Below are 14,555 nucleotides of genomic sequence, written 5' to 3'. Positions count from 1 at the left end.
AGCCGCTATTCGCCCCCAGGCAAACTCACTACACTCAAAGCTGTAATTCTTCTTCAATGAGGCATTAACGGTGACACCACTTCTGATCACCCTGCTCATCGTGGCGGGTATCGCGTTGCTGATCGTGATCGGCTACCTCAACAACGTGGTCGAGAACGGCAAGCTCGAGCGTGCCCGGATGAAGGTCGAACTGGCCGACCGCCTGCGCCGCTGTGGCGAAATCACCGAGACCTTCCCCGGCCAGTTCATGACCCCGGCGCTGAAGCTGCTGCTGACTCGCCTGGAGCTCAACCTCAATCAGCGCCAACTGGCGATGGACAAGCATAACGCCGAACTGAAGGCGCGCATTGCCGAACTGGAGGGGTTGATTGCCCAGGGCACGCAGATTCCGGTGAACAACCCGCCCAACCGCGATCCAGACCGAGATCAAGGCCAAGGATGTGCGCTTCCTGTTGGAGGCCCTGCACAATCAGGTGACCCGCGCCGCGCAAGAGGGCTTCCTGCCGACGCCCGAGGCCAAGCAATGGATCAAGGAAATCCGCCATATCCTGGTGCTGCTGCATATCGAGTTCTTCAACAACCTCGGCCAGCAGGCCCTGCAGAAGAACCAGCCAGGCCAGGCGCGCCTGGCCTTCGAGCGCGGCGTGCAGTACCTGCGCAAGCAGCCGGAGCCCAAGGTGTATGAAGAGCAGCTGACGTACCTGGAAAAACTGCTGGCCCGTGCCAACGCGCAGGTGCTGGACCGCATGGCCCCGGCGGACGATGAGCAGAACGAACTGACCCAGGGGCTCAAGACCGATGAGGACGAGACCTGGAAGAAGAAGGTGATGTACGACTGATGTTTGAACCTGTGCCGGCCTCTTCGCGGGCTTGCCCGCTCCCACAGGGATCGCACCAGGCCTGAGGGCGGTGCATTATCTGTGGAAGCGGGCAAGCCCGCGAAGTGGCAGGCACAGGCGCCACAGCACTCAGCAGTCAGTCAGCTCCAGAAAAATCGCCGCCAACCGCTCCAGCCCCACCTGATCGGCCTCGCTGAACCGGCCAAGCTTCGGGCTATCCAGGTCCAGCACACCAATCAACCTGCCCTCTTTCACCAACGGGATCACCAGCTCGCTGTTGGACGCGCTGTCACAGGCAATGTGCCCCGGGAACACATGCACATCCTCTACCCGCTGGGTCTGCCGGGTGGCTGCCGCCGCCCCGCACACGCCCTTGCTGAACGGAATGCGCACACACGCCACCTGGCCCTGGAACGGGCCCAGCACCAGCTCTTCGTTGCGGTTGAGGTAGAACCCCGCCCAGTTCAGGTCGTCCACCTGGTTATAGAGAAACGCCGAAAACTGCGCGGCATTGGCGATGAAGTCACGCTCGTCGGCAAATAGTGCCTGCACTTGCGCAGCCAGCAGGTTGTAGCCATCGAGGCCGGCGCCACTGGCATTGAGGTCGATCATTTACTTTTGCTCCAGCAATTGCAGCCCGACCCAGTAGCGGGCGAACTGATAGGCACAACGGCCATTACGGTTACCGCGGCCGGTGGCCCAGCGCACGGCGAGGATGTCGAGTGCTTCGCTGCGCTGCCAGGCAAGGCCCGCAGTTTGCGCGAGCTGGCCGATCCAGTGCTCGACCACGTTCAGGAAATGCTCCTGGGTGAAGGGGTAGAACGACAGCCACAGGCCAAAACGGTCGGACAGGGCAATCTTGTCCTCCACCGCTTCGCTGGGGTGCAGCTCGCCGTCCACCCGCTTCCAGTTTTCGTTGTCGCTCTCCTTCTCTGGCACCAGGTGTCGGCGGTTGGAGGTGGCGTACAGCAGCACATTGTCCGGTGCCTGCTCCAGCGAGCCGTCGAGCACGCTCTTGAGCACCCGGTAGTCGCCCTCCCCGGCTTCGAACGACAGGTCATCGCAAAACAGGATGAAGCGCTGCGGCAGCTTCTGCAGCTGCTCGACCACGCGTGGCAGGTCGGCCAGGTGGTCGCGTTCGATTTCGATCAGGCGCAGGCCTTTGCCTGCGTGCTCGGCCAGCAGGGCACGGACCAGCGACGATTTGCCGGTGCCGCGCGAGCCCCACAGCAGGGCGTGGTTGGCCGGCATGCCGTTGATGAACTGGTGGGTGTTGCGGCCCAACTGGTCACGCTGCTGGTCGACGCCGATCAGGTCGCTCAGGCGGATGTCCAGGCTGACGTCCAGCGGCAGCAGGTAGCCGCTGCGGCCATCGCGCTGCCAGCGCGCGGCCAGGGTGGTTGCCCAGTCGATGTCCGGGCGTTGCGCGGGCAACAGGGGTTCGAGGCGTGCCAGTACCGATTCGGCGCGGTCCAGGAAAGCAATCAAGCGAGCGTCCATGACGACTCCTACAAATTTCAGTTTTTTGGGGCCGCTGCGCGCCCCTTCGCGGGCTTGCCCGCTCCCACAGGGTCGCGTTCAGCCTGGGGCTACGCTGTATCCTGTGGGAGCGGGCAAGCCCGCGAAGGGGCGCCAAGCGGCCCCCGCTTGGCAATCAACTGAAATGAACAGACAGACCCACCAGCAGCCGGGGCTATTCGGCTATGCTTGCGCAGCGCAAGGAACGGGAAACCGGCTCGGGACACATGGATATCAAGTTCACCAATCGCCTGTCATACAAGCAAGCCCGGTTGACAGTCCTGGTCGGCTTCATCCTGGGAACATTGCTCAGTCTCATCCAGATCGGCATCGATTATGCCAGCGAAGACGCGTCCATCAACCGCGAAGTGCGCGCCTTGCTGCAAATCAGCCACAACCCGGCCTCGCGCATCGCCTACAACATCGACTCGGAACTGGCCCTGGAGCTGACTCGCGGCCTGCTGGAATCGCCAGCGGTGATTCGTGCGCGGCTGATCGACAACAACCAAACGGTGCTGGCCGACGTCGAGCGGCCGCGCCTGCAGGACCGCTACCGGCCACTCAGCGATTTCCTGTTTGGCGATCAGCGCCAGTTCAAGGAACGCCTGTACCTGACCCACATGCCCGAGGAATACCTCGGCACCCTGTACCTTGAAGTGGACACCTACGCCTTCGGCAGCCGCTTTCTCGACCGTGCCGGCGTCACCCTGCTCAACGGCTTTGCCCGCAGCCTGGTGCTGACCGGCATCCTCCTGGCGCTGTTCTACATGATGCTGACCAAGCCGCTGGTGACGGTGATCGGCGCGCTCAGCGGCAGCGACCCGCGCAAGCCCCGGCAAACCCGCCTGGCCTGCCCGCACGGCCACGAACATGACGAGATCGGCGTGCTGGTGAAGGTCGCCAACCAGCAGTTCGTCAGCATGGCCACCGAGATCGAACAACGGCGCACTGCGGAAAACCGCCTGACCCAGTATCTCAACGAGCTGGAAGACATCGTCTCGGCACGCACCAATGAACTCAAGGCCAGCAACAACAGCCTGAGCCTGTCCAACCAGGAGCTGGAGGAAGCCCGCCGCCGGGCGCTGGACATGGCCCAGGCGCGCGCCGCCTTCCTCGCCAACATGAGCCACGAAATCCGCACCCCGCTCAACGGCATGCTCGGCATGATCGCCCTGGCACTGGACAGCCCACTGCCCAGCGAGCAACGCCAGCAACTGGCGATCGCCCATGACTCCGGCAAGGTGCTGGTGGAGTTGCTCAACGATATCCTCGACCTGTCCAAGTTCGATGCTGGCCAACTGGAGCTGGAACGCATTCCGTTCGACATGGGCTCGATGGTCGAGGACACCGCCAACCTGCTGTCGCAAAACACCGCGCAAAGCGTGGAGCTGACCTGCCTGATCGCCCGCGACTTCCCCAGCAGCGTGCTCGGCGACCCCACGCGGGTACGGCAGATCGTCAGCAACCTGCTGTCCAATGCCCTCAAGTTCACCCGCTTCGGCCGCGTGGATGTGCGCCTGACGACCATGGTGGGCGGTGTACGTCTGGAGGTGCGCGATACCGGCATCGGCATCCCCGAGGAAGCCCAGGCACGGATCTTCCAGCCGTTCACCCAGGCCGGCGCCGGCATCACCCGCCAGTACGGCGGCACCGGCCTGGGCCTGACGCTGACGCACAACCTGTGCAAGGCCATGCAGGGCCGCCTGCATATCAAATCCGAGCCGGGCTTCGGCAGCCGCTTCAGCGCCGAGCTGCCACTGGCCGTGCACACCGAAGCCATCCCGCCGGCCCCCTTGCACGGGCGCGTGGCCGCACTGTGCACGGCCGGCAGCGGGCTTGACGAGCTGTTGCAGGACCAGCTGCCTGGCTGGGGCCTTGCCTACCAGCATCATGACAGCAGCGCGGGGCTGGACGCCTCGGCCATCGACCTGCTGATCACCGACCGTCTGGACCAGTTGTTCGAACTGCGCTGCGCACTGAAGACACCGATCCTGCTGGTAACCGCCTACGGCAACTTCCTGCCCAGCGAACAGTCGGTTGCCCTCGCCCCCCTGCACCAACTGGCCCGGCCGCTGGCGCGCAACGCCCTGTACCAGACCTTGCGCCGTACCTTGCAGGGCCATGAGCCCGAGCACCCGCTGGCCACCCCGGCCATTACCCGGGAACAAGGCCGCGCGCGCATCCTGCTGGTGGAGGACAACCCGGTGAACCAGCTGGTGGCAAAGGGCATGCTGGCCAAGCTCGGCTGCCAGGTGCAGCTGGCCACCCAGGGCGCCGAGGCCCTGGAGCTACTGGAACAGGACGAGTTCGACCTGGTGCTGATGGACTGCAACATGCCGGTGATGGACGGCTACGAGGCCAGCCGGCGTATCCGCCAGAGCGGCCGCTGGCCCGACCTGCCGATCGTCGCCCTCACCGCCAACGCCATGCCCGAGGAGCGCGAGCGCTGCCGGGCAGCGGGCATGAACGACTACCTGGCCAAGCCGTTCCGCCGCGAAGAGCTGCTGGCGCTGGTCGACCACTGGGTGCCCGTCAACGGCTGAGCAGGCGCTCGATGTCCGCTTCCAGGGCCTGCGGCTTGGTGGTGGGGGCATAGCGCGTTACCTGGCCGGTGGCCGGGTCGACCAGGAACTTGGTGAAATTCCACTTGATCTTCTGGCTGCCCAGAATGCCTGGCGCGCGCTGCTTGAGTTCGACGAACAACGGGTGGCTGCCGGGGCCGTTGACCTCGACCTTGCGGAACAGCGGGAAGCTCACGCCGAAATTGCGCTCGCAGAACTGGGCAATTTCCCGTGCATCGCCCGGCTCCTGCTTGCCGAACTGGTTGCAGGGGAAGCCCAGCACCACCAGACCGCGTCTGCGGTAGGCCTGCCACAGTTGCTCCAGGCCCTTGTATTGCGGGGTAAAGCCGCACTGGCTGGCGGTATTGACCACCAGCAACGCCTTACCGGGGAAGTCGCCGAGCTTCTTGTGCTCGCCACCCAAGGTCACGCAGGGGATGTCCAGTAGCGATCCAGCCATGGTCGGGCTCCGGTCAGTCGCGCGGGCGCAGGTCGATGCACACCGAGTTGATGCAGTAGCGCAGGCCGGTCGGTGGCGGGCCATCGGGGAACACGTGGCCCAGGTGCGCATCGCAACGGGCACAGGTGACTTCGGTGCGGATCATGCCGTGGGAGGTGTCGCGGATTTCGATCATCGCGCTTTCCTCGATCGGCGCGTAGAAGCTCGGCCAGCCGCAACCGGAATCGAACTTGGTCTGCGCATCGAACAGTGGCAGCCCGCAGCAGATGCAGTGGTAGATGCCGTCGCGGCGCTCGCTGTTGTACTTGCCGCTGAACGGCCGCTCGGTACCCTTCAGGCGGCAGACCTGGTACTGCTCGGGGTCGAGCATCGAGCGCCATTCGTCCAGGGTTTTTTCGATCTTTTTCATGCAGAAACCTCGGCAGGCTGAATTTCACTGCGCACCGTCTTTTCCGGGGCGCAGGTGGCACGTATATTAGTTGGCTTCGTGTGCCAGGCGTTCAGTCTGGCACCCGCTTCCTGCCCTTTCAAACCTTTCGGCGGGGCGTAGCGCGTTTTCTCAATCGGGATCCCATCATGCAGTTCAGCAAATCGAACAAGCTCGCCAATGTCTGCTACGACATTCGCGGCCCAGTGCTCAAGCACGCCAAGCGCCTGGAAGAGGAAGGCCACCGCATCCTCAAGCTGAACATCGGCAACCCGGCGCCGTTTGGCTTCGAGGCGCCTGACGAAATCCTCCAGGATGTGATCCGCAACCTGCCTACCGCGCAGGGCTACAGCGACTCCAAGGGCCTGTTCAGCGCGCGCAAGGCGGTAATGCAGTACTGCCAGCAGAAGGGCATCGAAGGCGTCACTATCGAAGACATCTACCTCGGCAATGGTGTGTCCGAGCTGATCGTCATGTCGATGCAGGCCCTGCTCAACAACGGCGACGAAGTGCTGATCCCGGCCCCCGACTACCCGTTGTGGACCGCCGCCGTGAGCCTGGCCGGCGGCAAGCCGGTGCACTACCTGTGCGACGAGCAGGCCGACTGGTTCCCCGACCTTGAGGACATCAAGGCCAAGATCACCCCGAACACCAAGGCGCTGGTGATCATCAACCCGAACAACCCGACCGGTGCGGTGTACTCCAGGGAGCTGCTGCTGGGCATGCTGGAGTTGGCCCGCCAGCACAACCTGGTGGTGTTCTCCGACGAGATCTACGACAAGATCCTGTACGACGAAGCCGTGCACATCAGCACCGCCTCGCTGGCGCCCGACCTGCTGTGCCTCACCTTCAACGGCCTGTCCAAGTCGTACCGGGTGGCGGGCTTCCGTTCCGGCTGGCTGATCATCTCCGGGCCCAAGCACCACGCGCAAAGCTACATCGAAGGCATCGACATGCTGGCCAACATGCGCCTGTGCGCCAACGTGCCGGCCCAGCATGCCATCCAGACCGCGCTGGGCGGTTACCAGAGCATCAACGACCTGGTACTGCCACCGGGCCGCCTGCTGGAACAGCGCAACCGCACCTACGAGCTGCTCAACGATATCCCGGGCGTGAGCTGCGTGAAGCCGATGGGTGCGCTTTATGCGTTTCCGCGGATCGACCCGAAGGTATGCCCGATCCTCAACGACGAGAAGTTCGCCCTCGACCTGCTGCTGTCGGAGAAGCTGCTGATCGTTCAGGGTACGGCATTCAACTGGCCATGGCCGGACCACTTCCGCGTGGTGACCTTGCCGCGGGTGGATGACCTGGAAGCGGCGATTGGCCGGATCGGGAATTTCCTGAAGGGTTATTCGCAGTAAGTACCGGCCTCATCGCCGGCAAGCCAGCTCCCACAGCGATCCCACAATCTTCAGGCCTGTGGTGATCCTGTGGGAGCTGGCTTGCCGGCGATGGGCTGCAAAGCAGCCCCAATATCCCCACGGCATCTTTCTTACATCCTGCAACGCTCTATCCCACAGCCCCCACGCCATCCTCTGCCATACTCCGCCGTACACAGTTTGAAATAGTCGCCCGATTGAATCGGCACGGCCGGCACCTTATATACCCCGCAGTAAGCGACAACTCATCCGTCAGGAGAACGTAACAACCATGATGCGCATTCTGTTGTTTGTAGCCACCAACCTCGCGGTGGTGCTGGTTGCAAGCATTACCCTGAGCCTGTTCGGTTTCAACGGGTTCATGGCCGCCAACGGGGTCGACCTGAACCTCAGCAGCCTGCTGGTGTTCTGCGCCGTGTTCGGCTTTGCCGGCTCCCTCGTCTCGCTGTTCATCTCCAAGTGGATGGCGAAGATGACCACCGGTACCCAGATCATCAGCCAGCCGCGCACCCGCCACGAGCAGTGGCTGCTGCAAACGGTCGAAGAGCTGTCCCGTGAAGCGGGCATCAAAATGCCCGAAGTGGGTATCTTCCCGGCATACGAGGCCAACGCCTTCGCCACCGGCTGGAACCGCAACGACGCGCTGGTAGCCGTGTCCCAGGGCCTGCTGGAGCGCTTCTCGCCCGATGAAGTGCGCGCGGTGCTGGCCCACGAGATCGGCCACGTCGGCCAACGGCGACATGGTCACCCTGGCGCTGGTGCAAGGCGTGGTGAACACCTTCGTGATGTTCTTCGCCCGTATCATCGGCAACTTCGTCGACAAGGTAATCTTCAAGAACGAAGAAGGCCAAGGCATTGCCTACTACGTGGCAACCATCGTTGCCGAGCTGATCCTGGGCATTCTGGCCAGCATGATCGTGATGTGGTTCTCGCGTCGCCGCGAATACCGCGCCGACGAGGCCGGTGCGCAACTGGCCGGTACCGCAGCGATGATCGGCGCCCTGCAACGCCTGCGCGTGGAGCAAGGCCTGCCGGTGCACATGCCCGACACCATGAAGGCGTTCGGCATCAATGGCGGCCTGAAGCACGGCCTGGCCGGGCTGCTGATGAGCCACCCGCCGCTGGAAGACCGTATCGAGGCCCTGCGCCGTCGCGGTTGATCCAACCGGTAAAAACAAAGGGCGACTTCGGTCGTCCTTTTTTGTACTGGCTGCACCGGCCTCTTCGCGGGCTCGCCCGCTCCCACCGGTACCCCACAGCTTTCAAGGCCTTTGGAGGACCTGTGGGAGCGGGCAAGCCCGCGAAAGGGCCAGTGCAGGCTACCTATCCGTCAGCGGCTGACTCGGTAAACCCGCTCCAACAAACTCGATACCCCGGCCTGCGAAAACTTCGGGCTTTCCTCAATCACCTCCATAACTTCAAGCTCATCCACCTGCCACCCGGCAAACCCCTGCCGCAGCTCTTCATCCCCTACCGAAAACGGCGGCCCGCCCAGCAAGGATTGGTCGTAATCCAGGGTCACCACCACCCCCTGGCACCCCGTCGGCAGCAAACCCGACAACAACTGCATGTACGCCCCACGCATATGCGGCGGCAAGGCAATCACCGCCGCCCGGTCATAAAACCCCGCGCAGTCGCCAATATCCCCTGCCTGCAAGGCAAAGAAATCGCCGCACCACAATTCCACGTCACCACTGCGCCAGACCTCGAAAGCCCCGCGCTGCTGCACCTCGGGCTGCAACCCATGCTCGCGAAAGAAGTCCTCCACCGCCCGCCGCGACAGCTCTACACCCGACACCCGATACCCCTGCCCTGCCAGCCAGGCCAGGTCCAGGCTCTTGCCGCACAACGGCACTAGCACGCGGCTGCCCGGCACCAGACCGAGGGCTGGCCAATACTTCTGCAGATAAGGGTTCACCTGCGCCTGGTGAAAGCCGATCTGGTTGTCGGCCCACCGCTGCTGCCAGAACGCTGGCTCCATGATCACTCCCGATTTTTAGATGGTTTGTCGGTAAAAACTGGTTTGGATTTCGATCTGTAGTTGATCGAAGATGAGTGCATCTTAACCGTCAGGACCCCGCCATGCTGCCCAGCCTGTTCATTTCCCATGGTTCCCCCATGCTTGCCCTGCAACCCGGCGCCAGCGGGCCAGCGCTGGCCGGGCTGGCCAACGCCCTGCCCCGGCCGAAAGCGATCGTGGTGGTGTCGGCGCACTGGGAAAGCCGCGAACTGCTGGTCACCGCCAGCGTGCAGCCGGAGACCTGGCATGACTTTTATGGCTTCCCACCTGCTTTGTATGCGGTGCAGTACCCGGCGCCGGGTGACCCGACCCTTGCCAGCCAGGTCAGCGAACTGTTGCAGGCTGCCGGGCTGTCAGCACGGCTGGACCCGCAGCGGCCACTCGACCACGGCGCCTGGGTACCGCTGTCGCTGATGTATCCGGATGCGAAAATTCCGGTGTTGCAGGTTTCACTGCCCAGCCACATGGGGCCGGCGCTGCAGGTCAAGGTGGGCCAGGCGCTGGCGGGGTTGCGTGCCGAGGGTGTGCTGCTGATTGGTTCGGGCAGCATTACCCACAACCTGGGTGAACTGGACTGGCATGCCGGGCCGGATGTGATCGAGCCTTGGGCACTGACGTTCAGGGATTGGGTGGTGGAAAAGCTTCGGGTGGATGACCAGCAAGCCTTGCTGGGTTATCGGCAGCAGGCGCCGTTTGCGGTGCGCAACCATCCCAGTGATGAGCATTTCCTGCCGCTGTTCTTTGCCCTTGGGGCTGGGGGCAAGTTTGGGGTTGTGCACCAAGGGTTCACTTTGGGGGCACTGGGGATGGACATTTATCGGTTCGGCTGAAAGGCCTCTTCGCGGGCTTGCCCGCTCCCACAGGTCCTCCACAGGCCTTGAGAGCTGCGATGTACCTGTGGGAGCGGGCAAGCCCGCGAAGAGGCCCTGACAGGCAAAAAAATCCCCGACCAAGGCCGGGGATTTTTTCATTGCGCCAGGATCAATCCTCGCGGTAGCGACGCAGCTTCAGCTGCTTGCCAGCCACGCGGGTGTCCTTGAGCTTGGACAGCAGCTTCTCAAGGCCATCTTCCGGCAGTTCGACCAGGCTGAAGCTGTCGCGCACCTGGATGCGGCCGATGGCGTCACGGGCCAGGCCACCTTCGTTGAGGATCGCGCCCAACAGGTTCTTGGCAGCGATACCGTCACGGGCACCCAGGGCAGTACGGCAACGCACGCGGCCTTCGGCCAGCGGCATCGGCGCACGGCGCTCGCGGTCACCACGGTCCGGACGCTCGCCACGCTCACCACGCTCGGTACGCTCACCACGCGGGGCAAAGCTTGGTACCAGCGGCTGCTCACGCTCTACCGCGGCCAGGTCCAGCGCCTGGCCATTGGTGGCCTTGCGCAGCAAGGCCGAGGCCAAGGCACGGGCGCTGCAACCCAGGTCGTTGGTGAGGCGGTCGAACAGCTCGCCATGGGTGGCTTCTGCTTCGGCTACCAGCGGCGCCAGGCTGTTGGTCAGCTTCTTGATGCGGGCGTCCAGCACGGCCTGGGCATTCGGCAGGCGGGCTTCGGCAACTTTCTGCCCGGTAACGCGCTCGATCACCTGCAGCATGCGGCGCTCACGCGGGGTAACCAGCAGCAACGCACGGCCATCGCGACCGGCACGGCCGGTACGACCGATACGGTGTACGTAGGACTCCGGGTCGTACGGCATGTCAACGTTGAACACGTGAGTGATGCGCGGTACGTCCAGGCCACGGGCAGCAACGTCGGTAGCAACGACGATGTCCAGGCGGCCATCCTTGAGCGAGTCGATCACGCGCTCACGCTGGTTCTGGGCGATGTCGCCGTTCAGCGCGGCAGCCTTATAACCCTTGGCTTCCAGCGCGGCGGCCAGGTCCAGGGTGGCTTGCTTGGTACGCACGAAGGCGATCAGCGCGTCGAACTCTTCCACTTCCAGCAGACGCAGCACAGCCGGGATCTTCTGGTCGGCGTGGACCATCAGGTGGGCCTGCTCGATCGCGGTAACGGTCTGGGTCTTGCTCTGGATCTTGACGTGCTTGGGCTCGCGCAGGTGGCGTTCGGCGATCGAGCGGATCGACGACGGCAGGGTGGCGGAGAACAGCACGGTCTGACGGCTGGCCGGGATGGCATCGAAGATCACTTCGAGGTCGTCCATGAAGCCCAGCTTGAGCATCTCGTCGGCTTCGTCCAGTACCAGGTACTGCACGGTCGACAGGACTTTTTCGTCACGACGCAGGTGGTCGCACAGGCGGCCCGGGGTGGCCACGACGATTTGCGCGCCGTTGCGGATCGCGCGCAGCTGTGGGCCCATCGGGGCACCACCGTAGACGGCGACCACATTCACGCCCGGCATCTGCTTGGCGTAGGTTTCGAAAGCGGTAGCAACTTGCAGCGCCAACTCACGGGTTGGCGCCAGGATCAGGGCTTGCGGTTCGCGCTTGCTCACATCGATCTTGTTGAGGATCGGCAGGGCGAAGGCAGCGGTCTTGCCGGTGCCAGTCTGCGCCTGGCCGATCATGTCGTGACCGGCGAGGATGATCGGGATCGATTGTTGCTGAATGGCGGACGGCTCTTCGTAGCCGGTCGCCAGAACGGCAGCAACAATATTCGCATTGAGATCGAGAGCGGCGAAGCCGCCGGTTTCCTGGGTCATGGGTCTGCCTCTAGGTGCATCCGCAAAGACCCATGCTCCAAAGCTGCACAAGCCATGAAAGACCGACAGGTCACCCAGGCAGCTTTGGCGGCGGGGATTTGCGAAAACGATTGAAAAAAAAACGTGGGAAAGTCCGCCTAGCGGACGTGCAGCCGAAGCTGGACTCGGAGGGTTTGCACCACCTGATTTTGCGGTCCGCTAAAAGACCGGCGCGTACTATACCCGAAATCGTGCGGGTACGTGAGGAATATTTTCAGGGTGCCGGGCCATTATCGGGCCATCAATGGCTAGGGGCTGAATCGATAATCCTTTACTGCCTGCACCGGCCTCATCGCCGGCAAGCCAGCTCCCACAGGGAATGCGCATGGCTTGAGGCCAACGCGGTCGGTGTGGGAGCTGGCTTGCCGGCGATAGGGCCAGCAGCCTCGCCACAGATTCATCAGGTAGCCGGGCGAATCTCGCGGATCAGCCCATCAAGGCTATACCCCAGGCGCGGCGCCAGCGCCTCGGCCCGGGCCCTCAGCCCATCCAGGTCCAGCGTCTGCTCCAGGTCCGCCGGCACCAGCAAGATCACATTGCCCTCCTTCACCGGCAGCTCCCAGTAATGCCGGTGATACAAGCCGCGCAGCAACGCCGCGCCCAGCGGCTTGCCATCGTCGGTGGCCCACTGGTTGATCACCAGCCAACCACCCGGGTTCAGCTGTTGCTGGCAGTTCTCCAGGAAATTCCAGGCCAGGTGGCCCACTCCCGGCCCATGGTCGGTGTACAGGTCGACGAACAGCAGGTCGGCCTTCTCGGCCGTGGGCAACAGCTCCAGGGCATCGCCGATGCGCACATACAGCCGCGGGTCGTCGTCCAAGCCCAGGTATTCCATGGCCAGGCGCGGCACATCCGGGCGCAGCTCGATGGCCTCGATGTCGTCCAGCGGCAGGAACTTCATGCAGGCCTGGGTCAGCGTGCCGGCCCCCAGGCCGAGAAACAGCGCGCTCTCCGGCTGCTCGTGGCACAGCGCCCCCACCAGCATGGCGCGGGTATAGTCGTACTCCAGCCAGCTGGGGTCGGCGGTGAACACGCAGCTCTGCTCGATCGCATCGCCGAATTCCAGAAAGCGGTAGTCGTCGACTTCATACACGCTGATGACGCCAAAGGCATCTTCCACCCGTGCCAGTAGCCGCTCTTCCCGTTCCGCCGCCATGCTCACCCCACCCGCGCAAAAACGCGCATTGTCCGCCAACACCCTCGCTGCAACAAGCGCAGCGCCAACTGTTACCATGGCCCATAGCCTACAACCGACAAGACCGAGCCCGAGATGAACCAACCGTGGAGCCCCGACAGCTGGCGCGCCCTGCCGATCCAGCAGCAACCGACCTACCCCGACGCCGCGCACCTGCTGAAGGTCGAGCAGACGCTGGCCAGCTACCCGCCGCTGGTGTTCGCGGGCGAGGCACGCGAGCTGCGCCGACAGTTCGCCGAGGTCACCGAAGGCCGCGCCTTCCTGCTGCAGGGTGGTGACTGCGCCGAGAGCTTCGCCGAATTTTCGGCGGCGAAAATCCGCGACACCTTCAAGGTGCTGCTGCAAATGGCCATTGTCATGACCTTCGCCGCCGGCTGCCCGGTGGTCAAGGTCGGGCGCATGGCCGGGCAGTTCGCCAAGCCGCGCTCATCGGGCGATGAAACCATCGGCGACATCACCCTGCCCGCCTACCGTGGCGACATCGTCAACGGCATCGGCTTCGACGCGAAAAGCCGCATTCCCGACCCGGAGCGCCTGCTGCAGGCCTACCACCAGGCCACCGCCAGCCTCAACCTGTTGCGGGCCTTTGCCCAGGGAGGGTTTGCCGACCTGCACCAGGTGCACAAGTGGAACCTGGACTTCATCGCCAACTCGGCGTTGGCCGACAAGTACCACCAACTGGCCAACCGCATCGACGAAACCCTGGCATTCATGCGCGCCTGCGGCCTGGACAGCGCGCCGCAGCTGCGCGAAACCAGTTTCTTCACTGCCCACGAAGCGCTGCTGCTGAACTATGAAGAAGCCTTCGTGCGCCAGGACAGCCTGACCGGCGATTACTACGACTGCTCGGCGCACATGCTGTGGATCGGCGACCGTACCCGCCAGCTGGACGGTGCCCATGTGGAGTTCCTGCGTGGCGTGCACAACCCGATCGGGGTCAAGGTTGGCCCGAGCATGAACCCTGAAGAGCTGATCCGCCTGATCGACACGCTGAACCCGGCCAACGACCCCGGGCGCCTGAACCTGATCGTGCGCATGGGTGCCGGCAAGGTCGGCGACCACCTGCCGGGGCTGATCCGCAGCGTCGAGCGCGAAGGGCGCAAGGTGCTGTGGAGCTCTGACCCGATGCACGGCAACACCATCAAGGCCAGCAGCGGCTACAAGACCCGCGATTTTGCGCAGATCCTGGATGAGGTGAAGCAGTTCTTCCAGGTGCACCAGGCCGAGGGCAGCCATGCCGGCGGCATTCACATCGAGATGACCGGGCAGAACGTGACCGAATGCATCGGCGGCGCCCGGCCGATCACCGAGTGGATGCACTGTCCGACCGCTATCACACCCACTGCGACCCGCGCATGAACGCCGACCAGTCGCTGGAGCTGGCCTTCCTGATCGCCGAAACCCTCAAGCAGGTGCGGCGCTGAGCGCTTTTCGCTTTTCGCTTTTCGCTTTTCGC

At 63.7% G+C, this 14,555-nt stretch carries 9 protein-coding genes and 4 pseudogenes; 6 read left to right on the top strand and 7 right to left on the bottom strand.

Translation table 11 applies throughout. From position 1 onward, the window contains the following. The first annotated feature begins 70 nt into the window (after positions 1–70). Positions 71–839: pseudogene (locus QIY50_17930) on the top strand (hypothetical protein). A gap of 129 nt (positions 840–968) precedes the next feature. On the opposite strand, the gene QIY50_17925 reads toward QIY50_17930, so the two are convergent. Continuing rightward, entirely contained in the window at positions 969–1,451 is a 483-nt protein-coding gene (locus tag QIY50_17925) for a GAF domain-containing protein (protein WGV19271.1), read from the bottom strand. Further along, positions 1,452–2,339 carry an ATP-binding protein gene (locus QIY50_17920; protein ID WGV19270.1) on the bottom strand — a complete coding sequence of 296 codons (888 nt, stop codon included), beginning with the start codon at positions 2,337–2,339 and terminating at the stop codon, positions 1,452–1,454. It abuts the gene before it with no gap. 203 nt (positions 2,340–2,542) lie between these two features. Here QIY50_17920 and QIY50_17915 point away from each other — a divergent pair, with 203 nt between their 5' ends. Beyond that, positions 2,543–4,900 (top strand): response regulator, encoded by a 2,358-nt coding sequence (locus QIY50_17915; protein WGV19269.1) that lies wholly within the window; start codon positions 2,543–2,545, stop codon positions 4,898–4,900. Here QIY50_17915 and QIY50_17910 read toward each other — a convergent pair. After that, positions 4,890–5,378, bottom strand: a complete 489-nt coding sequence (locus QIY50_17910) for a glutathione peroxidase (protein WGV19268.1) — start codon at positions 5,376–5,378, stop codon at positions 4,890–4,892. The genes QIY50_17915 and QIY50_17910 overlap by 11 nt on opposite strands. Positions 5,379–5,391: 13 nt before the next feature. Further along, the gene (gene msrB / locus QIY50_17905) at positions 5,392–5,787 is read right to left on the bottom strand and encodes a peptide-methionine (R)-S-oxide reductase MsrB (protein ID WGV19267.1); all 396 of its coding nucleotides are present in this window, start codon (positions 5,785–5,787) and stop codon (positions 5,392–5,394) included. Positions 5,788–5,954: 167 nt separating this feature from the next. Here msrB and QIY50_17900 point away from each other — a divergent pair, with 167 nt between their 5' ends. Then, the gene (locus tag QIY50_17900; protein WGV19266.1) at positions 5,955–7,166 is read left to right on the top strand and encodes a pyridoxal phosphate-dependent aminotransferase; all 1,212 of its coding nucleotides are present in this window, start codon (positions 5,955–5,957) and stop codon (positions 7,164–7,166) included. A gap of 289 nt (positions 7,167–7,455) precedes the next feature. Continuing rightward, positions 7,456–8,344, top strand: a pseudogene (gene htpX, locus QIY50_17895) (protease HtpX). A gap of 170 nt (positions 8,345–8,514) precedes the next feature. On the opposite strand, the gene QIY50_17890 reads toward htpX, so the two are convergent. Further along, positions 8,515–9,165, bottom strand: a complete 651-nt coding sequence (locus QIY50_17890) for a thiopurine S-methyltransferase (GenBank protein WGV19265.1) — start codon at positions 9,163–9,165, stop codon at positions 8,515–8,517. Between the two features lie 101 nt (positions 9,166–9,266). Here QIY50_17890 and QIY50_17885 point away from each other — a divergent pair, with 101 nt between their 5' ends. After that, the gene (locus QIY50_17885) at positions 9,267–10,034 is read left to right on the top strand and encodes a class III extradiol ring-cleavage dioxygenase (GenBank protein ID WGV19264.1); all 768 of its coding nucleotides are present in this window, start codon (positions 9,267–9,269) and stop codon (positions 10,032–10,034) included. A gap of 151 nt (positions 10,035–10,185) precedes the next feature. Here the strand turns inward: QIY50_17885 and QIY50_17880 are convergent. Together QIY50_17880 and QIY50_17875 are read right to left on the bottom strand one after the other, a co-directional pair. Then, positions 10,186–11,899 (bottom strand): annotated as a pseudogene (locus tag QIY50_17880) (DEAD/DEAH box helicase). A gap of 405 nt (positions 11,900–12,304) precedes the next feature. Next, positions 12,305–13,060, bottom strand: coding sequence for a spermidine synthase (locus tag QIY50_17875; protein ID WGV19263.1), 756 nt, complete (start codon positions 13,058–13,060; stop codon positions 12,305–12,307). 114 nt (positions 13,061–13,174) lie between these two features. Here QIY50_17875 and QIY50_17870 point away from each other — a divergent pair. Then, a pseudogene (locus QIY50_17870) lies at positions 13,175–14,523 on the top strand (3-deoxy-7-phosphoheptulonate synthase class II). Positions 14,524–14,555 lie beyond the last annotated feature (32 nt).

Source organism: Pseudomonas putida (assembly GCA_029953615.1).
Classification (GTDB): Bacteria; Pseudomonadota; Gammaproteobacteria; order Pseudomonadales; family Pseudomonadaceae; genus Aquipseudomonas.
This window is presented reverse-complemented; position numbering and strand designations above follow the sequence as displayed.

What these genes read in the sequence shown, in the direction of transcription:
- QIY50_17920 (WGV19270.1), bottom strand. Translation starts at nt 2,339, where the DNA reads ATGGACGCTCGCTTGATTGCTTTCCTGGACCGCGCCGAATCGGTACTG.
- QIY50_17925 (WGV19271.1), bottom strand. Translation starts at nt 1,451, where the DNA reads ATGATCGACCTCAATGCCAGTGGCGCCGGCCTCGATGGCTACAACCTG.
- QIY50_17890 (WGV19265.1), bottom strand. Translation starts at nt 9,165, where the DNA reads ATGGAGCCAGCGTTCTGGCAGCAGCGGTGGGCCGACAACCAGATCGGC.
- QIY50_17875 (WGV19263.1), bottom strand. Translation starts at nt 13,060, where the DNA reads ATGGCGGCGGAACGGGAAGAGCGGCTACTGGCACGGGTGGAAGATGCC.
- QIY50_17885 (WGV19264.1), top strand. Translation starts at nt 9,267, where the DNA reads ATGCTGCCCAGCCTGTTCATTTCCCATGGTTCCCCCATGCTTGCCCTG.
- QIY50_17910 (WGV19268.1), bottom strand. Translation starts at nt 5,378, where the DNA reads ATGGCTGGATCGCTACTGGACATCCCCTGCGTGACCTTGGGTGGCGAG.
- msrB (WGV19267.1), bottom strand. Translation starts at nt 5,787, where the DNA reads ATGAAAAAGATCGAAAAAACCCTGGACGAATGGCGCTCGATGCTCGAC.
- QIY50_17900 (WGV19266.1), top strand. Translation starts at nt 5,955, where the DNA reads ATGCAGTTCAGCAAATCGAACAAGCTCGCCAATGTCTGCTACGACATT.
- QIY50_17915 (WGV19269.1), top strand. Translation starts at nt 2,543, where the DNA reads ATGCTTGCGCAGCGCAAGGAACGGGAAACCGGCTCGGGACACATGGAT.